Source organism: Microbispora sp. NPDC004025, from assembly GCF_053604425.1.
This window is the reverse complement of the sequence record NZ_JBSGHN010000004.1, coordinates 167,615-186,639: the sequence shown is the minus strand read 5'-3', so window position 1 is coordinate 186,639 and position 19,025 is coordinate 167,615. Positions and strand designations below refer to the sequence as shown.

Here is a 19,025-nt window from a genome sequence, read left to right as displayed (position 1 = left end):
GTTGGCGGATTCACGGAGACTCGTCTCCATCGGCATACCGGTCCGCAACGGCGCGGACCGGCTGGAGGAGGCCGTGCGGTCCGTCCTCGCCCAGGACCACGAACGGCTCGAGGTCGTCATCTCGGACAACGCGTCCACGGACGGAACGGAGGAGCTGTGCCGGCGGCTCGCCCGGGAGGACTCCCGGGTCGTCTACCACCGCCAGCCCCGCAACATCGGCATCGTCGGCAACTTCACCGAGGTGCTGCGCCTGGCGCGGGGCGAGTTCTTCCGCTGGATGGGCGACGACGACCATCTCGAGCCCCACTGCGTGTCCCGTTCGATCGAGCCGATGCTGACCGACGAGCGGCTCATCCTGGTGACCTCGGACACGGCGTACACCAGCCCGGACGGCTCGGTGCACCGGCCGTCCTACCAGGGCACGGGGATGCTCTCCGACGACCCCGTCGACCGGCTGGCGGAGCTGTGGGACGCGGTCACCACCGAGCACATGCGCCTCGACCCGCTGTACGGCGTGATGCGGCGCGCGGCGGTGGCGGGCATCCGCAGACCCGTGATGATCCGCGAGGACGAGGTGTACGCCACCATGCTCGCCCTGACCGGGCCGTGGGGCCACGTCCCCGAGGTGCTGGCCCAGCGCGACCTGCGCTGGAAACGGCTGCCGAACATCGCCCGGGCCCTCGGCGTGCCGGTGTGGACCGCGCACTTCGCCAACACGCTCCAGTTCCGCGCGATGTACCGGGCGCTGCGCGCCGTGGACCTCACCCCCGAGCAGCGCCGCCGGGGCCGGGCCGTGCTGGCCCGCACATACGGGCGCCGCCAGCGCCAGGTGCTGGCCCACCGCGGCCGCAAGCTCACCGGTCTCGCCGTTCGCCTCCTGGGAGGCTGACCCGCGGGCACGGCGGCCGCAATCCACCCACGCGACCAGAAGAAAGGCCGACCCACCATGACGTCCTCGCCGCGAAGAGGGTTCGACCGGAACGTGATACGCCTCGTCCGGGTGCTGATGCAGCCCGGACGGTCGGTTCTCGCCGTCATGCGCCGCCTGCCCTTCGGCTCGTACGAGCTGCGCTGCGCTCTCGACCTGTTCCCCCGGCCGCACTACGCCTACGGCGTCCAGCAGGCGGCCGAACTGGCCAGGCGGCTCGGCGTCGACCGCATCAGCGTGGTCGAGTTCGGCGTCGCGGGCGGCGCGGGCCTGGTCGAGATGTGCCGCCAGGCACGGCTGGCCACCGCCGCCACCGGCGTGCGCATCGACGTGTACGGCTTCGACACGGGGGAGGGCCTGCCGAAGCCGACCGACTACCGCGACCTGCCCTACATCTGGCGCGAGGGCGACTTCAGCATGGACGTCGCGGCCCTGCGCGCGCGCCTGCCCGAGGCCCACCTGGTCCTGGGGAACATCACCGACACCGTGGCGGAGTTCCTGGACGACAGGCGGCCCGCGCCGATCGGCTTCGTCTCCGTCGACGTGGACTTCTACTCCTCCACGGCCGCCGCGCTGCGGATCTTCGCGGGCGACCACAAGTACTTCCTGCCCCGCGTCTTCTGCTACCTGGACGACACCGTCGGCGACGACGACCAGATCCTGCACAACGACTACGTCGGCGAGCTGCGGGCCATCGGCGAGTTCAACGAGGCGCACGAGACCCTGAAGATCGCCCCGATCAACGGCCTGCGCCACAAGCGCGCCGTGCCCGCGCCGTGGAACGACAACATCGTCGCGCTGCACCGCTTCGACCACCCCGACTACGGCCGGTACGTCGGCCGCCCCGACAGCCAGACGGAGCTGCCGCTCTAGACGGAAGTGATCGGGCGGCGGCTATCGCCGCAGGACCGCCGCCCGCAGCGCGCCCCAGCCGCGGTGACGCTGGAACGGCAGCTCGAAGACCGACGCGAACAGCCACGCCGCGAGCAGCGTGAGCGGCACGGTCAGCACGAGGGTGGCCAGGAACATCGTCACGCCCGGGGCGAGACGGGGGGCCAGGACCATGCGGTTCACCACCACCACGATCGGCGCGTGGATGAGGTAGAGGCTGTAGGAGAACGAGCCGAGCCGGCGCAGCGCCCGCGTGTCCAGCAGGCGCACGAGGGGCCGGGGCCGGCCGGCCGCCACGGAGGCGAGCAGCAGCCCGGCCGCCGGCCCGACGGCCAGGTCGACCCAGAAGTAGTGGTCGACCGTCCACTCGGGACCACGCACGACGATCAGCAGGACGACGGGTGCCGCGGCGGCCAGGGTCAGCCAGGGAAGACGCGACGGCCACGGCGACGCGCCCTCGTGCGCCTCCCCGTGCGCCGTCATGCCCGCCCTCATGCCCGCCGCCACTCCCGCGGCGACCGCGCCGATCGCGAAGAGCACCGCGAACTGCGGGGTCAGCCGCATGAACAGGTCCACCGCGGGGACGCTCGGCGCGAGCAGCCCGATGAGGGCCACGACGACGGTCAGGACGGCGAGCAGGACGGCCGCGCCGGCCCGCCGCAGCACGAGGAGCATCAGCGGGAACACGACGTAGAGCTGCGCCTCCACCGCGATGGACCAGAAGGCGCCGTTGGGGCTCGGCGAGCCGAACAGGTCCTGGACCAGCAGGCCGTAGACGACGACGGACTTCACGGTCGGGCTGGCCTGGCCGGGCTGCGGGATCAGCGTCCACGCGACCACGAGGCTGAACAGCAGGGCCGCCCAGTAGGGCGGGAGGATGCGCCAGGCCCGCCGGTAGGCGAACCGGCGGAGGCCGTTCAGCCGCCAGCCCGACCTGGCGGGCGAGACCGCCAGCGAGAACCCCGACAGGACGATGAACATCACCACCGCGAGGTGCCCGTAGACGAGCCAGCCGGCCCACGCGGGGCCCGTGTCGGCGGGGAACCCCGGGAAGGACAGCAGCCAGCAGTGGTGCAGGACCACGAACAGGGCCGCGACCCCGCGGATCCCGTCGAGGCCCGGCAGACGCGCGGGCGCGCGTGCCGCCCGGGTGGACGCGGAGGTGGCCGCGGAGGTGGACGGGGCCGTCGCCTGGTCCGCAGAGGACTCCATCCGCCGCACTCCCGTCGTCGCCCGGACCGGTCGCCGCAACGTATATCGGAGGAAGTTCGCCGAACGTAACCACCCGGCGCGGGACATCGGATCGTTGTAACGTGACAGCCGCGCGTGACGATGTATCCAAGCAGGGTCCGGACGCCTGCTGGCAGGCCGACGGCACTGGACAGGCCGGGGGGATACGTGGAGTTCTGGACGACGATCGCCGGTCTCCTACGGAAATGGTCGGTCGGACTCCCCCTGCTGGCGATCTCGATCCTGGCCGGCACGGTCACCTTCTTCGTCGCCCCGACCCGTTACGAGGCGGACACCTCGCTGGTGCTGGCCACGCCCGTCAACGGCGGCGTCTACTCCAGGGACCCGAACCGCCCGCTGCCCCGGGGCAACCCGCTCCTGCAGTTCAACGACGCGCTGAAGACGGCCGCGAGCATCGTCATCCAGTCCATGAACACGCAGGACGTGTGGACGCAGCTCGGCGCGCCCAAGGACGGGCCCACGACGATCACGATCGACGACGGGCGCAGCAACCCCCGGGTTCTGGACATCAGCGGGCCGTACATCTACATCCGCGTCGTGGCGCCGTCCCCGGCCATCGCCTCCGACGTGCTGACGAAGGCGCAGCGGCGTGTCCGCGACGAGCTGACCGGGTGGCAGCGGACGCTCGGCGCCCCGCCCTCGACCTACCTCACGGTCGCCAACATCGTGCCGCCCTCCAAGCCGGAGGCCATGCTGTCCACGCGGTGGCAGGTGGCGGCCGGCGCCGGCCTCCTGGTCGCCTGCGCGGGTCTCGGCCTGGTCTACGCCCTGACGCGCAGGGGCGAGCGCCCGCTGCTCCGCAAGGCCCCGCCGCCCCCGCGTGCCCCCGTGCCGCAGGCCGCCGCGCTCCAGGCGGTTCCCGTCGCTCCCGTCGTCTCCGCGTACGAGGACGACGACGTGGACGTGGTCCTGTGGGACACCCAGGAGATCGTCGTCGTGACGGAGCCGGTGAAGGGGCAGGACGCGGCCGAGGCGCTGCGCGCCGACGACGACCGTCGCTTCGCGAGCGTGGCCAGAGACGCGCGCACGGACGACGACAAGGACTGACGCATGGACTTCTGGGCGACGGTCCTCGTCCTGTTCCGGCGGTGGTACGTCACCTTCCCCGTCTTCGTGCTCGTGCTCGCGGGGGCGGCCGGCGTCTACGTCAAGTTCCCGAAGACCTTCGTGTGCTCCTCGAGCTTCGTGCTGACCGTGCCCCGCGACGGGGGAAGCCTGCCGGCGGACCCCAAGTTCCCCAACCCGGTGACGAATCCGCTGGTCAACGTCGACAGCGGGCTGGGCCTTTCCGCCTCGATCCTCATCCAGGGCCTCAGCTCGGCCGAGGTCGCGCAGCGGGTGGGGGTGACGCCCGGCGGACGGACCACGTTCAAGGTCAGCAACGGCACGACCAACCCGGAGCTGATGATCACGCTGCCGTTCGTCGTCATCTCCGCGGAGGCCCCGACGGCGCAGGAGGCCCATGACGTGGTGGCGCGGCTCGGCCGGATCGCGCAGGACAAGCTGGTCGAGCAGCAGCGGGCGCTGGGCGCGCCGCGGGCCACCTATCTCAAGGCGTTCGAGGTCGTGCCGCCGACCACTCCCGAGGAGAAGACGGGGAGCAGGCTGCGGGCGGCGTGCGTCGCGCTGGCGATGGGCCTGTTCCTGAGCATGGCCGCCGCCTTCGCGGTCGAGAGCTGGGCGCGGTCGCGCCGCGCCCGCCGCTCCGGCGCCTCGAAGCCGCAGGCGTCCCTCAACGGATCCGCCTATCCGGCCGGCGCGCGGACGAAGTCGGCGCCGCTGCTCCGGCACTGACAGCCGTGACCATCGGGAGTCCCGTGAGGATCGACAGCCCGCTGCCGCCCGGATCGCGCCGGCGCGCCGACGGCGCGACGCTCGTCTGCCTGTTCGTGCTCTCCCTGCTGCTCATCCCGGCCCGGCTGGTCCTGCGCGGGCTGCCGATGTCGCTGACGCTCGCCGACGTCGTCGCCCTCCTGCTCCTCCTCGTGTGGCTCCTGGCGCAGTTCACGACCACCCTCGGCGCCGCCAAGGGCGCCAACCCCGTCCGCACCGCGATCTTCGCGTACGGGATGGCGTTCCTGACCTGCTACGGCTTCGCCAGCCTCGGATACCTGCCCTCGGACGAGCTCAACCTGGCGGACCACTCCCTGGTGCTGTTCGCCGGGTACATCGGGCTCGTGCTCGTGATGTGCGACGGCGTCAGGGGACGGGACCGGCTCGACTTCGTGCTCAAGACGGTCGTGGTGGCCGGGGCGATCGTGTCGGTCGTCGCCACGTGCCAGTACCTGCTGGAGTTCGACCCCACGACCTACATGTCCCTTCCCGGATTCCGGCACACCTCCGTCGAGGGCACCGAGACCGTGATGTCGCGGGCGGACCTGCGCCGGGTGGCCGCGACGCTGGGCCACCCGATCGAGTTCGGCGTCTTCTGCTCGATGGTCCTGCCGTTCGCGGCGCACTTCGCCCTGCAGGCGCGGGACCGGGGCGAGCCGTGGCGTCGCTGGTGGCTGTGCGCGGCCCTGATCGCGGCCGGGCTGATGTTCTCGGTCTCCAGGTCGGCCGTGCTCGGGATGGTCGTGGTCGGCGCGGTGCTGTTCACCGGCTGGCCGCTCAGGCGCTGCCTGGTGAGCCTGGGGGCGCTCGCCGTGTTCCTGGGCGTGATGAAGGTGGCGGCCCCCGGGCTGCTCGGCACCTTCTACAACCTGTTCGCGAACGCCGGCTCCGACGACAGCATCCTCTACCGCACGCACGACTACCCGTTCGCGCTCACCGAGGTCACCAAGCATCCGCTCTTCGGCCGGGGCATCGGGACCTGGTATCCCTACAAGCACCAGGTGTTCGACAACCAGTACCTGCTCTCGCTGGTGGAGACCGGCGTGGTCGGCGTGGTGGCCTTCGTCGGCGTCATCGTCTGCGGGGTGGTCGTCGCGCTGCGCGCGCGGCGGCTCAGCCATGATCCCAACGTCCGCAACCTGGCCCTGACCATCGCCGCCTGCCTGCTGGTCCCGCTCGTCGGCGCGGCCACCTTCGACCTGCTGTCCTATCCCGGCGTCACCAGCCTGATGTTCCTGCTGATCGGGGCCGCCGGCGCGCTGCTGCGCGCGCTGAGGGCCGAGAACGCCGCCGCGGCCCCCGCCCCGCCCGCGGCGGAGGCGGCGCGTGCCGGGCTACGCCCCGAGGCGGTCGCGCAGCTCGGCCCAGGACCCGGCTGACAGGTCCCGGCCGCTGATCGCGCCGACCGGCAGCGGCCACGGAAGCGCGAGATCCGGATCGTCGTACCGCACGGCGAGATCCTCCGACGGGTCGTGCTCCCGGTCGATGCGGTAGCACACGTCGGCCTCGGTCAGCGCCTGGTAGCCGTGCAGGAGGCCCGGGGGCACGTACAGATGGGCGAACGTCTCGTCGTCGAGCAGCACCGTCAGGTGGCGGCCGAAGGTCGGCGAGCCGGGCCTGGCGTCCACCAGCACGTCCAGGACGGCGCCTCGGGCGCACCGGACGAGCTTGGCCTCGCCACGCCCCGAACGGCCGTGCATGCCGCGGACGGTGCCCTTACGGGAGCGAGACTGGCTGTCCTGGATGAAGGCGGCGGGGTCGAGCCCGTGCTCGGCGGCGACGGCCGCGTCGAAGGTCCGGGTGAAGAAGCCGCGCTCGTCGTGGTGGGGCGTGGGGACGAACAGCAGCACGCCCTCCAGGGCGAGTCGCGTCACTTTCACATGTCTGTAGTCGCGGCGGACGGGCCGGCCGTTACGCCGCCTCCGCCGGGCCGCCCCGCCCGCTCACTGCGGCAGCACCCGCATGCGCCTGGAGGGCCGCAGCAGGGCCACCAGCGAGGCCCGTGCCGTACGCCGGCCGGCGAGCGCGCGCAGCGCCTCGCCGAGAACCACGGCGAGATAGAAGGCGAGGGAGGAGACGGGCCCGCGCCGCCGCCGGAACAGCCGCACCCGGTTCGTCGTGAGCAGCGCGGCCAGCACGGGGTTGACGTTCGCCTCGCCGCCGATGTGCTCGACGACGGCCTCGGGTTCGTACCAGAGCGTCCAGCCCCGGTCGGCCGCCCGCAGCGCGAACTCGGTCTCCTCGCTGTAGAGCAGGAAGGACTCGTCCCACGGCCCGAGGTCGCGTACGGCCGCCACGGAGACGAGCAGGGCGGCCCCGGTGGCCCACTCGGCGGCGCCGGGCGTCCGGTAGCGACGGGGATCGGTGATCACCTCGCCGAGCCGCCCGACGCGGCCAGCGAGCCGTCCGCCGATCACCGCCTCGGCCAGCGCGCCGCGTACGGTGGGGGCGCGGCGCAGGGAGGGATGCGTGTGGCCGTCCGGGCTGACCAGCCGGGGTACGGCGATGCCGTGACCGGGGGCGCGCAGCGCGGCCGCGAGACGGGTGAGCGCCCCTTCGCGGGTGCGGCAGTCCGGGTTGAGGATGGCGACCGCGTCGACGCGGTCGAGGTGTCCCTCGCGGTCGAGGGCGGCGATGCCCGCGTTGATGGCCGCCGCGTAGCCGGCGTTGCGGCCCAGCGGCACCACCGTCGCCCCGGCCCGCTCGGCCAGCGGCACGGACTCGTCCCGTGACGCGTTGTCGGCGACGACCACCCGCACGAGGTCGGCGCCTCGCGCGCCCGCGGCGAGCGACTCCAGGCAGTCTGCCAGCACGCGCGCGCTGTTGTAGGTCACGACGACGACCGCGATCCGCGGGGTCTCGGACATGCGGCCCTCCGGGGGTCGGGAACTGCCCGCCAGGCGCATGCTAGAGGCGGCGCACCCGGGAGGCAACGCATTCCTCGATCTTCACCCTGGTGGTGCCCGCCGGGACGTGGCCGGGCGGGCGTCGCCGCTCAGCGGACGCGGTCGTAGACCATGGCGATCTCGCCCAGCTCGCCGGTCCGCTGATGTGCGAGCGTCCACTTCGTCGACGGCAGGCCGTCGTCGAACAGCCGCCGCCCGCCTCCGGCGATCTCGGGGAGGATCATGAGGTACAGCCGGTCGAGCAGGTCCGCCGACAGGAGCGGCTTGATGACACTGGCGCTGCTGTTGACGAGGATGTCGCCATCGCCGGTGGCTTTGAGGCCGGCGACGACCTCGGCGGCGGGAGCGTTCACCACGCGGGTGCGTTCCCACGGCGCTTCGGTCAAGGTGGTCGAGAGGACCACCTTCTCCGTGCCGACCAGCCACTTGGCGTATCCGCGATCACGCGGGTCGGCGTTGTCGTCCTCGGCGACCGGCGGCCAGTAGCCCATGAACCCCTCGGCGTTGATCCGGCCGAGCAGCGCCGTCGTCGCGTCCGCCCAGATGCGGTTCATGTGGTCCCGCGCGACCTCGGTGGTCACGTAGGGAACGAACGCGGCGAAATCGCCGGGCCCGCCGGGACCGTGGTAACGCCCGTCGAGGGTGAGGCTCAGGTTCGCGGTCACCCTGCGGCCGGTCGAGTGGGTCATCTCGTGCTCCTCGTGTCCGTGTCGTGCTCGGTGTCGTGCTCGGTGTCGTGCTCGGTTTCGTGTGCGTCGGCGGCGAGAATCGCCGCGAGTCTGTCGAGGCTCTGGCCGAAGCCGATCTCGATGCCCGCGATGAAGTCCGCGGATTCGACGGTGCTGTCGCCGACGCGGAAGAGGACGTCGAGGTCGGTGCCGGTGCCGGTGGGCCGGAGGCCGAGGTCGACGTGGGCGGTTAAGGCGAGGCCGCCGCCGGGAAGCAGCGGGGAGAGCCGGTACGCGAGGTGTTCGTGGAGGCGCACCTCCTCGACGGTCCCCTCCGCGTGCCCGGCGACCAGGTCGGAGCCGTCGGCGTCGTCCGCGTCACGATACTGCTGGACGATCCGCCCACCCGGCCGTGCCTCGAATACGAGCTCGGAGACGCGTAGGTCGTCGGGCGTCCACCAGCGGGCGAGCAGGGCGGCGTCGGTCAGGTGGCGCCAGACCAGCTCCGGATGCCCCTTCAGCGACCGGTGGAACCTGAACGTGCGGCCGTCGGCCCATCCCGGCTCCTCCGCGGCGAGTCGCTCCGCGTGGAGGCTGAGCCCGTAGCGGTCGTAGGTCTCGCGCCCGCCGCCGGCCTGGTCGGCGGTGTCGGCGAGCCGGCCGAGCGCGGCCGCCAGCTCCCGCAGGGGTTCGGGCCGCAGCGCGTAGATGCGGCGCTGGCCGGTGCGCTGCGAGGTGACGACGCCGGCACGTTCGAGAGTCTGCAGGTGCTTGGTGGTCTGCGGCTGGCGCGCCCCGGAGAGCTGGGCCAGGACGCCGACCGGGCGGGGCCGCTCGGCCAGCAGGCTCACGAGCCGCCAGCGGGCCGGGTCGGCCAGTGCGGTGAGGAGTGCCTCCATGAGGATGAGTATTCCCCTCAGAGAATATTCGTGTCAAGGAATAAGCTGTGGCCGGACGTGGCGCTGTAACACGGGCGGATTCGCCGCACGATATCCAAGTCGGGGCCTCGCCGTTCCGTGTGCGGTGGCGAGCGCGGGGGCGACGGATCGAGACGGACACCTTTCAGCCGGCGGCGAGGGAGAGATCGATGCAGGAGACCCAGGCGTTCACCTTCCGTCGGGAGGACCTGTTCCCGCTGGCCGACCGCCGGCGCCAGGACTTCCTCGACGCCGCGCCGTTCCGGCACGTGGTGATCGACGACTTCCTGCCGCCCGGCGTGCTGGAGCCGATCCTGGAGGAGTTCCCGGAGCCGCGGGACGCGAGCTGGCAGCAGTTCGACAGCTCGCGCGAGATCAAGCTCGCGCTGTCGGACACCGAGCGGATGGGACCCGCCACCCGCCACCTGCTCGCCGAGTTCAACGGTCAGGTGTTCGTCGAGTTCCTCGAACGGCTGACGGGGATCACGCAGCTCGTCTCCGATCCGCACCTGGAGGGCGGCGGCCTGCACCAGATCAAGCCCGGCGGGTTCCTGAAGGTGCACGCCGACTTCAACCGGCACCGCAGGCTCAACCTCGATCGCCGGCTCAACGGGCTGCTCTACCTCAACAAGGACTGGAAAGAGGACTACGGCGGCCACCTGCAGCTCTGGGACAAGGACATGACCCGGTGCGAGCACAAGATCCTGCCGGTCTTCAACCGCTTCGTCGTCTTCGCCACGACCGACGACGCGAACCACGGGCATCCCGACCCGCTGACGTGCCCGGACGACCGTGCCCGCCGTTCGATGGCGCTGTACTACTACACGAACGGCCGGCCGGAGGAGGAGACGGGCGCGGACCACACGACCCTCTTCAAGCAGCGGCCCGGCGAGCAGTGGAAGAGCAACCTGCGTCAGACGGTCAAGCGCTGGACGCCCCCGGCGCTGGTGGACCTGCTCAACCGCGACGGCAAGGCGTAGCCGGGCGGGGCGCGGCAGGCTCGCCGCCGGTATTCCCGGCGTGGGACGGACTCGCCCGGTACGGTGATGGCGGCCGGAGATCCGCCCGGATGCGCGGCGCGGACATGCCCGCACGATGGGCGCAGGGGGGAGAGCGCGGTGAGTCGCATCACGTCATGCCGGTGCGTCCGAATCGCCCGTGGAATCGGCCCGGCGTGCGCCGGGCGGTGACGAGGCGTACGGCGGTCCTGCTCGCGGGAGCCGTACTGGTGACCTCGCAGACCGCGTGCCAGGCGACCACGGACGGCGGCCCGGGCCGCCCCACCCCTCCGGCGACGCCGTCCGCGCCCACCACGCCGAGCCCCGCGCCCTCACCGTCGCGGCCGGCGGCCTGGCCGGGACCGGACAACACCGGGGTGCCGAAGGGGACGAAGCTGCGCCCGTCCGGATCGATCACCGTGACCAGGGACGGCACGGTCATCGACGGCCTGGAGGTGCACGGCGCGATCACGGTCGAGGCCGACGACGTGATCATCCGCAACACCAGGGTCCGCGGTACGCCGGGGTGGTGGGGAATCCTCCAGCGGCAGGGGCACTCCGGGCTGACGGTCGAGGACGTCGAGATCTTCGGCAACGGCAGGGAGCGCACGCAGTTCGGCGTTCTCAACCAGGGTGTGATGATCACCGTGCGGCGGGCGAATATCCACACGATTTCCAACGGCATCAGCACCGAGCAGGGCCTCATCGAGGACAACTACGTCCATGATCCGAAGCTCTACAAAGACGATCACGTTGATATGATCATGTCGTCCGGGCCGCCCGCCCGGGGAACCGAATTGATCATTCGCCACAATACGGCGGTCAATACGCTCGACCAGACCAGTGCCATCGCGTTGTTCCAGGATTTCGGCGTGATCCGGAACGTGACGGTGGAGGGCAACCTGCTGGCCGGCGGCGGCTGGGCGTTGTACGCGGGGGCGGGCGTCAAGGGCACCTCGTCGAACGTCAAGGTCATCGGCAACGTCTTCAGCCGCAGGGTGTGGCCCAAGGGGGGATTCGCCGGTCCGGTGGCGTACTGGGACGCCCACGGCCGCGGGAACGTCTGGCGGGACAACGTCTGGGAGAGCGGCGGGAAGGTAACGCCCGAATAACACCCATTGTCGCCGGAATGCGATTTATACGCGGATTGGGACGCATGTAGATTGCGCTGAAAATGGTTCCTTTTGCGAAAACAGCCCACATTGCGTGTCAGGTGTGGCTACCCTCCCGAAGGAGCCTCCCCCTATAGAGGCGGACAGTCGGCATAACCGTGGACCGGAAGGAGTCGACTGTGCGGATATATAAGGACGCCCGGAAAAGCGGGCTGCTGGTCGTGGCGGGTCTGTCCGCCCTCGCCGTCCTCGCCGGCGGCGGATGCGGCGTCAGCGGCCAGGACGCGTCCGACGGGACGGTCGCGCTGACGGGCGCCGGCACGCGGGACGGCACGCGGGACGGCACTGAGCAGGACGCAGGGGCGGAAGCGCGGGCGGCCGGCGCCGAGGCGGTCAGGGCCTCGCCCTCCTCCCGCCGCGGCCGCAAGGGGGCGACGCCGGCTCCCACAAGCCGGCGGAACCCGTATCCGGCGGTCACCTGGTGGACCACCCTGCCGCCCCGGAGGGGACACCGGCCCACTGTGCGGCCCACTCCGAGGGTGTCCTGGACGGCGAGACCGTCGGCCTCCCCACGTCCGGGCATCCCGGCCGGCCCCCCGCCGGACGCGTCGCCGACCCTCCTTCCGACGACTCGCCCGACGACTCGCCCGACGACTCGCCCGACCTTCTGGCCGACGAGACGCCCGACGACTCGCCCGACCTCCTGGCCGACCATCCGGCCGACGGTGCGTCCCACGCGCAGTTCCTCTCCCAGCGCCGTCCCTTCGCGCAGCGCGACCCCTTCGCGGAGTGCCACCCCCTCGCGCAGCGCGAGTCCCTCGCCCGACGTGACGCCCACGCACAGCGCGACGCACAGCCCGGCGCACAGTCCGGCGCACAGTCCGGCGCACAGCCCGGCGCACAGCCCCGCGCAGAGTCCGGCGCAGAGCCCGTCGCGCACCCCCTCCCCGGACCGGCCCTCGCCGACGCCGTCGAGGTCCGCGTCCGCCCGTCCTTCCCCGACTCCCTCGAACGGGCCGACGCCGCCGCGTACGGGTGACTGGCCGGGCCCGGGCAACACAGGCGTCCCCGCGGGCGTCACGCTCAAGAGGTCCGACTCGCTCGTCATCACGAAGGACGGCACCGTCATCGACGGCTTGGACGTCTACGGCGACATCACGGTGGACGCGGACAACGTGACCATCCGCAACACGCGGGTCCGCGGGCAGCGGGACTACTGGGGGATCCTCCAGCGTGAGGGCCACTCCGGGCTGACGGTCGAGGACGTCGAGGTCTTCGGCAACGGCAAGGTGCGCACCCAGTTCGGCATCCTCAACCAGGGCAGAATGATCACGATCCGGCGCGTGGACATCCACACGATCTCGAACGGCATCTGCACCGAGCAGGGCGTGGTGGAGGACTCCTACCTCCACGACCCCAAGTACTACGCGGGCGACCACACGGACATGATCATGAGCACCAGCGCGCCGGCCAAGGGCACGCAGCTGATCATCCGGCGCAACACGGTCATCAACACGCTCGACCAGACCGGCGCCATCGCGTTGTTCCAGGACTTCGGGGTGATCCGCGACGTGACGGTGGAGGGCAACCTGCTGGCGGGCGGCGGCTGGGCGTTGTACGCCGGGGCGGGCACCAAGGGCACCTCGTCGAACGTCAAGGTCATCGGCAACGTCTTCAGCCGCCAGGTGTGGCCCAAGGGCGGGCACGCCGGCCCGGTGGCCTACTGGGACCACGAGGGCTCCGGCAACGTCTGGCAGGGCAACACCTGGGAGGACGGCGGGGCCGTGAACCCCGGCAAGTCGTGACGGCGACGAGCGGCCGGGCCCTCGACGGGGCCCGGCCGCTCGTCCGGCGTCAGGCGCGCCTGTAGGCGATCACGGACTTCACCAGGCCGGCCAGCCGTTCGAACCGGATCCGCGAGCCGGGGAAGTAGTGCCGCATCTCCGTCACGCTGAGCAGCTCGACGTCCATCACGATGCGCCGCGCGGCCTCCCGATCGGAGGTCGGCGTGTGGATGAGCGGCCAGCGGCGGAGGATCTCCGTCCGGGCCGTCAGCGGGAGGAACTGGAAGCCGGGGAACAGGAAGTGCGGCTCGACCGGGAAGTAGCGGTAGGGGGTCTGCACCCAGTGCCGGTCGGCCAGGGCGTGCACGGTGTCGGCGAAGATCTGCCGGCGCTGGTGACCACCCACGTGCTCGATCACCGCGTTGGAGAAGACCAGATCGTAGCTGCCGCCCCGGATCGCGGCCGGCAGGTCGCAGGCGTCCGCGACGTCGGCGCGCAGCCAGGACGGCAGGTCCGCCGGCGGCTTCTCCAGGTTGACGATGTGCACGTGGGCCGGTCTGACCGGGGCGCGCAGCCAGGCTCCGGCCGTCCCGCCGAGGTCGATCACGTTCATCCGGTCGAGGTCCGGAAAGCACTCGGCGAACCAGCTCCACCGCCGCGCCCGGGCCTTCGCGCCCAGCGAGCCGGGAGCGTCGACGAAGCGGTTGCGCAGGGCGTTCAGACGGCTCATGGGCGGGGCCTCTCTGATGCGGGGGCTCCTCGGGGCGTGCGGAGACTGTCCGATGCCGGACCGATCATCAGCCCTTGCCCTCGTAGGCGAGCGCGACGTCCTCCGGCAGCCGCTCCAGATCGGAGACGCGCAGGAAGTCGCGGAGTGTGGTGCCGGTGCACGCGCAGTCGACGTTGGGCGCCTCGCGCCGCGCGATGACGTCGTCCACGTTGACCGTACGGAAGTCGATGCTGAAGCGGGTCCTGCCCGACGTGTTCGGCACCGACGAGTGCAGCTGGTTGCCGGAGAAGATCATGACGCCGCCCGGCTCGGGCACGAGCGTCACCCGGGGTTCCAGCTCGATCGGCTCCTCCGGCTTGGGCTGCTCCCGGGTGTCGGTGCCGATGTGCTGCGCGGCGTTGAACCGGCTGGTCCGGTTCCACTCGTCATAGTCATAGCGGGCGGACCCGTTCTTCACCGGGGTGCTCCAGTAACGCGGGTGGAACGTCATCACGTTCTCGGGCACGACCTCGTAGATCGGGATCCACCAGTTGACCTGGCTCAGAGGCGCCGAATACCAGGTGTCCCGGTGGGGGTGGAACGCGTAGGCGATCCCTGTGGTGAGGTAGTCGTCGGAGGTGGACGACCGCATCCTCGGCACGTCGAAGTACGTCCGGTCGGCGTCGCAGCCGAAGGAGAGCAGCAGCGCCCGCAGCAGTTCCTTCGCGCGCGGGTGGTGGATGAACGTCGGCTTGAGCTCGGCGAGGATCGCGGCGAACTTCTCCACGGGCAGTTCGTACTGGGCCGTTTCCGGGTCCAACGCGCCGAACGCGTCGCCGATCAACTCCCGCGCGAACTCGATCAGCGCCAGGGACTCGGGACGGGCCGGATACAGGAAGACCTGCCCCTCGTAGAGGCGTGTGCGGCGCTCTTCGTCCGTCAGATGGGGACCTGAGAAGATAACGGTCACGGTACGGCTATCGCCTTTCTGGAGTCTTCTGTTACCTGTGCTCGGCGTACCAGGCCAGCGTCCGTCGCAGCCCTTCTTCCAGGCCGACGACCGCCTTCCAGCCGAGGATCTCGGCGGCCGGCCCGGTGTCGGCGGTCTGGGCCACGTCGAGGGGGCGGTCGGCGACCGCGCCGAACCGCGGCCGGAGTGGGGTGCCGGAGATCCGGAAGAGCATCTCCACGGTCTGCCTGACGGAGGTGAGAACCCCCGTGCCGACGTCGAGCGCCTGTCCGGCGGCCCGGTCGCTCTCCCCGGCCAGGACGAACGCGTCGACCACGTCGTCCACGTACACCCAGTCGGCCCGCTTGCTTCCGCTGGTGAGACGCGGCTCCTCATCGCGCAGCAGAGACAGCGCCAGGTATGGCACCAGCTTCCGGGCGTCCCGCTGGCCGGGACCGTAGACCATGGTCGGCCGCAGCACGGTGACCGGGACGCCCCACAACCGGTGGAACAGCTGTGCGTAGCCGGTGGCCGCCCATTTGGCCATCGCGTACGGCGACGGGGGCGGCGACTGCTCGTTCGCGGGCCGGGGCTCCTCGCTGGAACCACAGAGGATCACCCGGAGCCCGGGGAGGGCCGCGGCGTGACTCAGCAGGTTCACCGTGGCCAGGAGATTGCTCTCCAGCGTGGGCTGCACGAGGCCCACGTCCCTCGCTCCGTCGACCTCGCCGGCCAGGTGGAAGACGACGTCCGGGCGGATCTCGTGGAGCAGCGCCCCGGTCGTCTCCCGGTCGCGGAGGTCGGCCGCGTGCCAGATCGCTCGTTCACCCAGGCCTGAGTCCTGGCGCTGTGCCGGACTTCGGCTGACGGCGTGGACCTCGGCACCCCTGCCGGCGAGCCGGAGGGCGAGACGGCTCCCGATGAATCCCGACGCTCCCGTGACCAGGACCTTCCTCCCCACCCACGGTGGTTCTTCCGGCCGTACGGGCGACGGCGGGCCGGAGGAAGGGGGCCGGGCCATGCACTCTCCCTTGCTGCTCGATCATGCTGTGTCTCGGCAAGGGAGACGGTCCGGTCGAGAGCCGGGTTGACGGCGAGAACAATGTTCGGGGCCGCTAATGCGAAAAGGGACCCGTCCGAAGACGGGTCCCTTCTCTGATGGTTCGCTCAGCCGATGGTCCAGGTGTCGCCACCGTGGAGGAGGTCGGCGAGGCTGCCGGTGCCCTTGTCGGTCGTGGCCGCCTGCACCTGCTCGTTCAGCAGGTGGTCGTAGGACGGCCGGTCGACCGAGCGGAAGACGCCGATCGGCACGTGCTGGAAGGCCGGCTCGTCCAACCTGGACAGCGCGAACGCCAGCGACGGGTCGGGGTTGTGGGCGTCGTGCACGAGGATCTCGCTGTCGGCCACCTCCGAGCGCCGGACGACCTCGACGCCGCCCGTACGCGACAGCCGTACGGCCTGCTCGTTGTCGCCGGTGCCGAAGACGATCGGCTGGCCGTGCTCCAGCTTGACGGTGATCTCGTCGCGGGTGGCCGGGTCCTTCAGCGTGTCGAAGGCGCCGTCGTTGAAGATGTTGCAGTTCTGGTAGATCTCCACCAGCGAGGCGCCGCGGTGCTCGGCGGCCTGGCGCAGCACGCTCTGCAGGTGCTTGCGGTCGGAGTCGATGGTGCGGGCGACGAACCCGGCCTCGGCGCCGATCGCCAGGGAGATCGGGTTGAACGGCTTGTCCAGCGACCCCATCGGCGTCGACTTGGTGATCTTCCCGATCTCACTGGTCGGGGAGTACTGCCCCTTGGTCAGGCCGTAGATCCTGTTGTTGAACAGCAGGATGTTCAGGTTGACGTTGCGGCGCAGCGCGTGGATCAGGTGGTTGCCGCCGATCGACAGCGCGTCGCCGTCGCCGGTGATGACCCACACCGACAGATCCGGCCGGGAGGCGGCCAGCCCGGTCGCGATGGCCGGGGCCCGCCCGTGGATGGAGTGGAAGCCGTAGGTGTCGAGGTAGTACGGGAAGCGCGAGGAGCAGCCGATGCCGGAGACGAACACGATGTTCTCCCGGCGCAGGCCCAGGTCGGGCAGGAAGGACTGCACCGCGGCCAGGATCGCGTAGTCACCGCAGCCGGGGCACCAGCGCACCTCCTGGTCGGACTTGAAGTCCTTCATGGTCTGCTTGGCGTCGGTGCGGGGGATCAGGGCCAGGCCCTTGCCGTTGAGGCTCCCGTTGAGGGTGTCAGTCACTTTCGATCACGTCCTCAATGACGGCGGCGAGCTCGGCGGCCTTGAACGGGAGCCCGCGCACCCGGTTGTAGCTGATCACGTCGACCAGGAAACGGGCCCGAAGCAGCATGGCCAGCTGGCCGAGGTTGATCTCGGGCAGCAGCACCTTGTCGTAGGAGCGCAGGACCTCGCCCGTGTTGGCCGGCAGCGGGTTCAGGTGCCGCAGGTGCGCCTGGGCCACCTTGTGCCCGGCCGCGCGGACCCGGCGGGCCGCGGCCGCGATCGGCCCGTAGGTCGAGCCCCAGCCGAGCACCAGCACCCGGGCGTCCCCGTCGGGGTCGTCCACGGTCAGGTCGGGCACGTCGATGCCGTCGATCTTGGCCTGGCGCAGCCGGACCATCCGGTCGTGGTTGTCGGGGTCGTAGGAGATGTTGCCGGTGCCGTCGGCCTTCTCGATGCCGCCGATCCGGTGCTCCAGCCCGGCGGTGCCGGGCACCGCCCACGGCCGGGCCAGCGTCTCGGGGTCCCGCTTGAACGGAAGGTAGGTCGTGCCGTCCTCACCGTTGGGAGCGGTGGTGAACTGCACCGAGATGTCGGGCAGCTCGTCGATCTCGGGGATGCGCCACGGCTCGGACCCGTTGGCCAGGTAGCCGTCCGACAGCAGCATGACCGGCGTGCGGTACGCGAGCGCGATCCGGGCGGCCTCGACCGCCATGGTGAAGCAGTCCGAGGGGGTGGCCGGGGCCAGCACCGGCACCGGCGACTCGCCGTTGCGGCCGAACATCGCCATCAGCAGGTCGGTCTGCTCGGTCTTGGTCGGCATTCCGGTGGACGGGCCCGCCCGCTGCACGTCGACGATGATCAGCGGAAGTTCCGTGGTCACCGCCAGGCCGACGGTCTCGGCCTTCAGCGCGACACCGGGACCGGAGGTGGTGGTCACGCCCAGCGACCCGCCGAAGGAGGCTCCGAGGGCGGCGCCGACACCGGCGATCTCGTCTTCGGCCTGGAAGGTGCGGATGCCGAAGTGCTTGTGCTTGGACAGCTCGTGCAGGATGTCGGAGGCCGGCGTGATCGGATAGGAACCGAGGAACAGCGGCAGCTTGGCCTGCACCGACGCCGCGATCAGCCCGTAGGCCAGCGCCTGGTTGCCGGAGATGTTGCGGTAGGTCCCCGGGCGCAGGGTGGCCGGCTTGATCTCGTAGGAGACCGAGAACGACTCGGTCGTCTCGCCGTAGTTCCAGCCGGCCTGGAACGCCGCGATGTTCGCCTTGGCAATCTCGGGCTTGCGGGCGAACTTGGCCTCCAGGAACGCGACCGTGCCCTCGGTCGGCCGGTGGTAAAGCCACGACAGCAACCCGAGCGCGAACATGTTCTTGGCCCGCTCGGCGTCCTTCTTGGAGATGTCGTAGCCTTCGAGCGCCTTGACCGTCAGCGAGGTCAGCGGCACCGCGTGCAGCCGCCACTCGGCCAGGGAGTCGTCTTCGAGCGGATTGCCGTCGTAGCCCACCTTGGACAGGTTGCGCTTGGTGAACTCGTCGGTGTTGGCGATGATGTCGGCACCCTTGGGCAGGTCGCCGAGGTTCGCCTTCAACGCGGCGGGGTTCATCGCCACCAGCACGTTGGGGGCGTCGCCGGGGGTCAGGATGTCGTGGTCGGCGAAGTGCAACTGGAAACTCGACACCCCGGGCAGGGTGCCCGCGGGGGCGCGGATCTCGGCCGGGAAGTTGGGGAGCGTCGACAGGTCGTTGCCGAACTGGGCCGTCTCCGCCGTGAACCGATCACCGGTGAGCTGCATTCCGTCGCCCGAGTCACCCGCGAACCGGATGATCACGCGGTCGAGTTGCTGAACCTGCTTGGTCACA

20 protein-coding genes are annotated in these 19,025 nt (G+C 71.0%); 9 read left to right on the top strand and 11 right to left on the bottom strand.

From position 1 onward, the window contains the following. The first annotated feature begins 1 nt into the window (after position 1). Complete coding sequence (locus tag ACWEQG_RS12745; RefSeq protein WP_452284248.1) at positions 2-889, top strand: glycosyltransferase family 2 protein; 888 nt, start codon at positions 2-4, stop codon at positions 887-889. Between the two features lie 93 nt (positions 890-982). Continuing rightward, complete coding sequence (locus ACWEQG_RS12740; protein ID WP_452284246.1) at positions 983-1,801, top strand: hypothetical protein; 819 nt, start codon at positions 983-985, stop codon at positions 1,799-1,801. A gap of 21 nt (positions 1,802-1,822) precedes the next feature. Here ACWEQG_RS12740 and ACWEQG_RS12735 read toward each other — a convergent pair whose 3' ends face one another. Further along, complete coding sequence (locus tag ACWEQG_RS12735) at positions 1,823-3,031, bottom strand: acyltransferase family protein (protein ID WP_452284244.1); 1,209 nt, start codon at positions 3,029-3,031, stop codon at positions 1,823-1,825. A 186-nt stretch (positions 3,032-3,217) separates the two neighbouring features. Here ACWEQG_RS12735 and ACWEQG_RS12730 point away from each other — a divergent pair, with 186 nt between their 5' ends. Genes ACWEQG_RS12730 through ACWEQG_RS12720 form a run of 3 tightly spaced genes read left to right on the top strand, consistent with a single transcriptional unit; the run spans position 3,218 to position 6,282 of the window. Further along, a complete protein-coding gene (locus ACWEQG_RS12730) occupies positions 3,218-4,117 on the top strand; it encodes a hypothetical protein (RefSeq protein ID WP_452284243.1) in 900 nt (299 codons plus the stop codon). Positions 4,118-4,120: 3 nt separating this feature from the next. Continuing rightward, complete coding sequence (locus ACWEQG_RS12725) at positions 4,121-4,864, top strand: hypothetical protein (RefSeq protein ID WP_452284241.1); 744 nt, start codon at positions 4,121-4,123, stop codon at positions 4,862-4,864. A 23-nt stretch (positions 4,865-4,887) separates the two neighbouring features. After that, positions 4,888-6,282 (top strand): O-antigen ligase family protein, encoded by a 1,395-nt coding sequence (locus tag ACWEQG_RS12720; protein ID WP_452284239.1) that lies wholly within the window; start codon positions 4,888-4,890, stop codon positions 6,280-6,282. Here ACWEQG_RS12720 and ACWEQG_RS12715 read toward each other — a convergent pair. The 4 genes from ACWEQG_RS12715 to ACWEQG_RS12700 form a co-directional block, all read right to left on the bottom strand. Next, entirely contained in the window at positions 6,238-6,777 is a 540-nt protein-coding gene (locus ACWEQG_RS12715; RefSeq protein WP_452284237.1) for a dTDP-4-dehydrorhamnose 3,5-epimerase family protein, read from the bottom strand. The two genes, ACWEQG_RS12720 and ACWEQG_RS12715, sit on opposite strands and share 45 nt — an antisense overlap. Positions 6,778-6,846: 69 nt before the next feature. Next, positions 6,847-7,770 (bottom strand): glycosyltransferase family 2 protein, encoded by a 924-nt coding sequence (locus ACWEQG_RS12710; protein ID WP_452284235.1) that lies wholly within the window; start codon positions 7,768-7,770, stop codon positions 6,847-6,849. A gap of 128 nt (positions 7,771-7,898) precedes the next feature. Continuing rightward, entirely contained in the window at positions 7,899-8,498 is a 600-nt protein-coding gene (locus ACWEQG_RS12705; RefSeq protein ID WP_452284233.1) for a dihydrofolate reductase family protein, read from the bottom strand. Beyond that, a complete protein-coding gene (locus ACWEQG_RS12700) occupies positions 8,495-9,376 on the bottom strand; it encodes a metalloregulator ArsR/SmtB family transcription factor (RefSeq protein WP_452284231.1) in 882 nt (293 codons plus the stop codon). The genes ACWEQG_RS12705 and ACWEQG_RS12700 overlap by 4 nt, the downstream gene beginning before the upstream one ends. 188 nt (positions 9,377-9,564) lie before the next feature. Between ACWEQG_RS12700 and ACWEQG_RS12695 the strand changes: the two genes are divergently transcribed. Next, on the top strand, positions 9,565-10,374 hold the full coding sequence (locus ACWEQG_RS12695; protein WP_363464106.1) for a 2OG-Fe(II) oxygenase: 810 nt from the start codon (positions 9,565-9,567) through the stop codon (positions 10,372-10,374). A 148-nt stretch (positions 10,375-10,522) separates the two neighbouring features. Here ACWEQG_RS12695 and ACWEQG_RS12690 read toward each other — a convergent pair whose 3' ends face one another. Then, positions 10,523-10,834 (bottom strand): hypothetical protein, encoded by a 312-nt coding sequence (locus ACWEQG_RS12690; protein WP_452284229.1) that lies wholly within the window; start codon positions 10,832-10,834, stop codon positions 10,523-10,525. A gap of 13 nt (positions 10,835-10,847) precedes the next feature. On the opposite strand from ACWEQG_RS12690, the gene ACWEQG_RS12685 reads away from it, so the two are divergent. From ACWEQG_RS12685 to ACWEQG_RS12675, 3 genes are all read left to right on the top strand, one after another. Then, the gene (locus ACWEQG_RS12685; protein WP_452284227.1) at positions 10,848-11,504 is read left to right on the top strand and encodes a hypothetical protein; all 657 of its coding nucleotides are present in this window, start codon (positions 10,848-10,850) and stop codon (positions 11,502-11,504) included. Positions 11,505-11,985: 481 nt separating this feature from the next. Next, the gene (locus tag ACWEQG_RS12680; protein ID WP_452284225.1) at positions 11,986-12,543 is read left to right on the top strand and encodes a hypothetical protein; all 558 of its coding nucleotides are present in this window, start codon (positions 11,986-11,988) and stop codon (positions 12,541-12,543) included. Between the two features lie 97 nt (positions 12,544-12,640). Then, positions 12,641-13,309: a hypothetical protein gene (locus tag ACWEQG_RS12675; protein WP_452284223.1), complete on the top strand. Its 669-nt coding sequence runs from the start codon at positions 12,641-12,643 to the stop codon at positions 13,307-13,309. A 49-nt stretch (positions 13,310-13,358) separates the two neighbouring features. Here the strand turns inward: ACWEQG_RS12675 and ACWEQG_RS12670 are convergent, their stop codons facing one another. The 5 genes from ACWEQG_RS12670 to ACWEQG_RS12650 form a co-directional block, all read right to left on the bottom strand. Further along, positions 13,359-14,018 carry a hypothetical protein gene (locus tag ACWEQG_RS12670; protein WP_452284221.1) on the bottom strand — a complete coding sequence of 220 codons (660 nt, stop codon included), beginning with the start codon at positions 14,016-14,018 and terminating at the stop codon, positions 13,359-13,361. A gap of 67 nt (positions 14,019-14,085) precedes the next feature. After that, positions 14,086-14,967 (bottom strand): phytanoyl-CoA dioxygenase family protein, encoded by an 882-nt coding sequence (locus ACWEQG_RS12665; protein WP_452284219.1) that lies wholly within the window; start codon positions 14,965-14,967, stop codon positions 14,086-14,088. A 31-nt stretch (positions 14,968-14,998) separates the two neighbouring features. Next, positions 14,999-15,967, bottom strand: coding sequence for an NAD-dependent epimerase/dehydratase family protein (locus ACWEQG_RS12660; RefSeq protein WP_452284217.1), 969 nt, complete (start codon positions 15,965-15,967; stop codon positions 14,999-15,001). Positions 15,968-16,113: 146 nt separating this feature from the next. Then, complete coding sequence (locus ACWEQG_RS12655) at positions 16,114-17,184, bottom strand: 2-oxoacid:ferredoxin oxidoreductase subunit beta (RefSeq protein ID WP_363464118.1); 1,071 nt, start codon at positions 17,182-17,184, stop codon at positions 16,114-16,116. Continuing rightward, positions 17,177-19,024, bottom strand: coding sequence for a 2-oxoacid:acceptor oxidoreductase subunit alpha (locus ACWEQG_RS12650; protein ID WP_452284215.1), 1,848 nt, complete (start codon positions 19,022-19,024; stop codon positions 17,177-17,179). Before ACWEQG_RS12650 ends, ACWEQG_RS12655 begins: the two co-directional genes overlap by 8 nt. Position 19,025 lies beyond the last annotated feature (1 nt).

Excerpts from the sequence above, each read along its gene's own strand:
- ACWEQG_RS12735 (WP_452284244.1), bottom strand. The coding sequence starts at position 3,031 with ATGGAGTCCTCTGCGGACCAGGCGACGGCCCCGTCCACCTCCGCGGCC.
- ACWEQG_RS12725 (WP_452284241.1), top strand. The coding sequence starts at position 4,121 with ATGGACTTCTGGGCGACGGTCCTCGTCCTGTTCCGGCGGTGGTACGTC.
- ACWEQG_RS12710 (WP_452284235.1), bottom strand. The coding sequence starts at position 7,770 with ATGTCCGAGACCCCGCGGATCGCGGTCGTCGTCGTGACCTACAACAGC.
- ACWEQG_RS12705 (WP_452284233.1), bottom strand. The coding sequence starts at position 8,498 with ATGACCCACTCGACCGGCCGCAGGGTGACCGCGAACCTGAGCCTCACC.
- ACWEQG_RS12700 (WP_452284231.1), bottom strand. The coding sequence starts at position 9,376 with ATGGAGGCACTCCTCACCGCACTGGCCGACCCGGCCCGCTGGCGGCTC.
- ACWEQG_RS12695 (WP_363464106.1), top strand. The coding sequence starts at position 9,565 with ATGCAGGAGACCCAGGCGTTCACCTTCCGTCGGGAGGACCTGTTCCCG.
- ACWEQG_RS12690 (WP_452284229.1), bottom strand. The coding sequence starts at position 10,834 with ATGACCGTGCCGTCCCTGGTCACGGTGATCGATCCGGACGGGCGCAGC.
- ACWEQG_RS12670 (WP_452284221.1), bottom strand. The coding sequence starts at position 14,018 with ATGAGCCGTCTGAACGCCCTGCGCAACCGCTTCGTCGACGCTCCCGGC.
- ACWEQG_RS12660 (WP_452284217.1), bottom strand. The coding sequence starts at position 15,967 with ATGGCCCGGCCCCCTTCCTCCGGCCCGCCGTCGCCCGTACGGCCGGAA.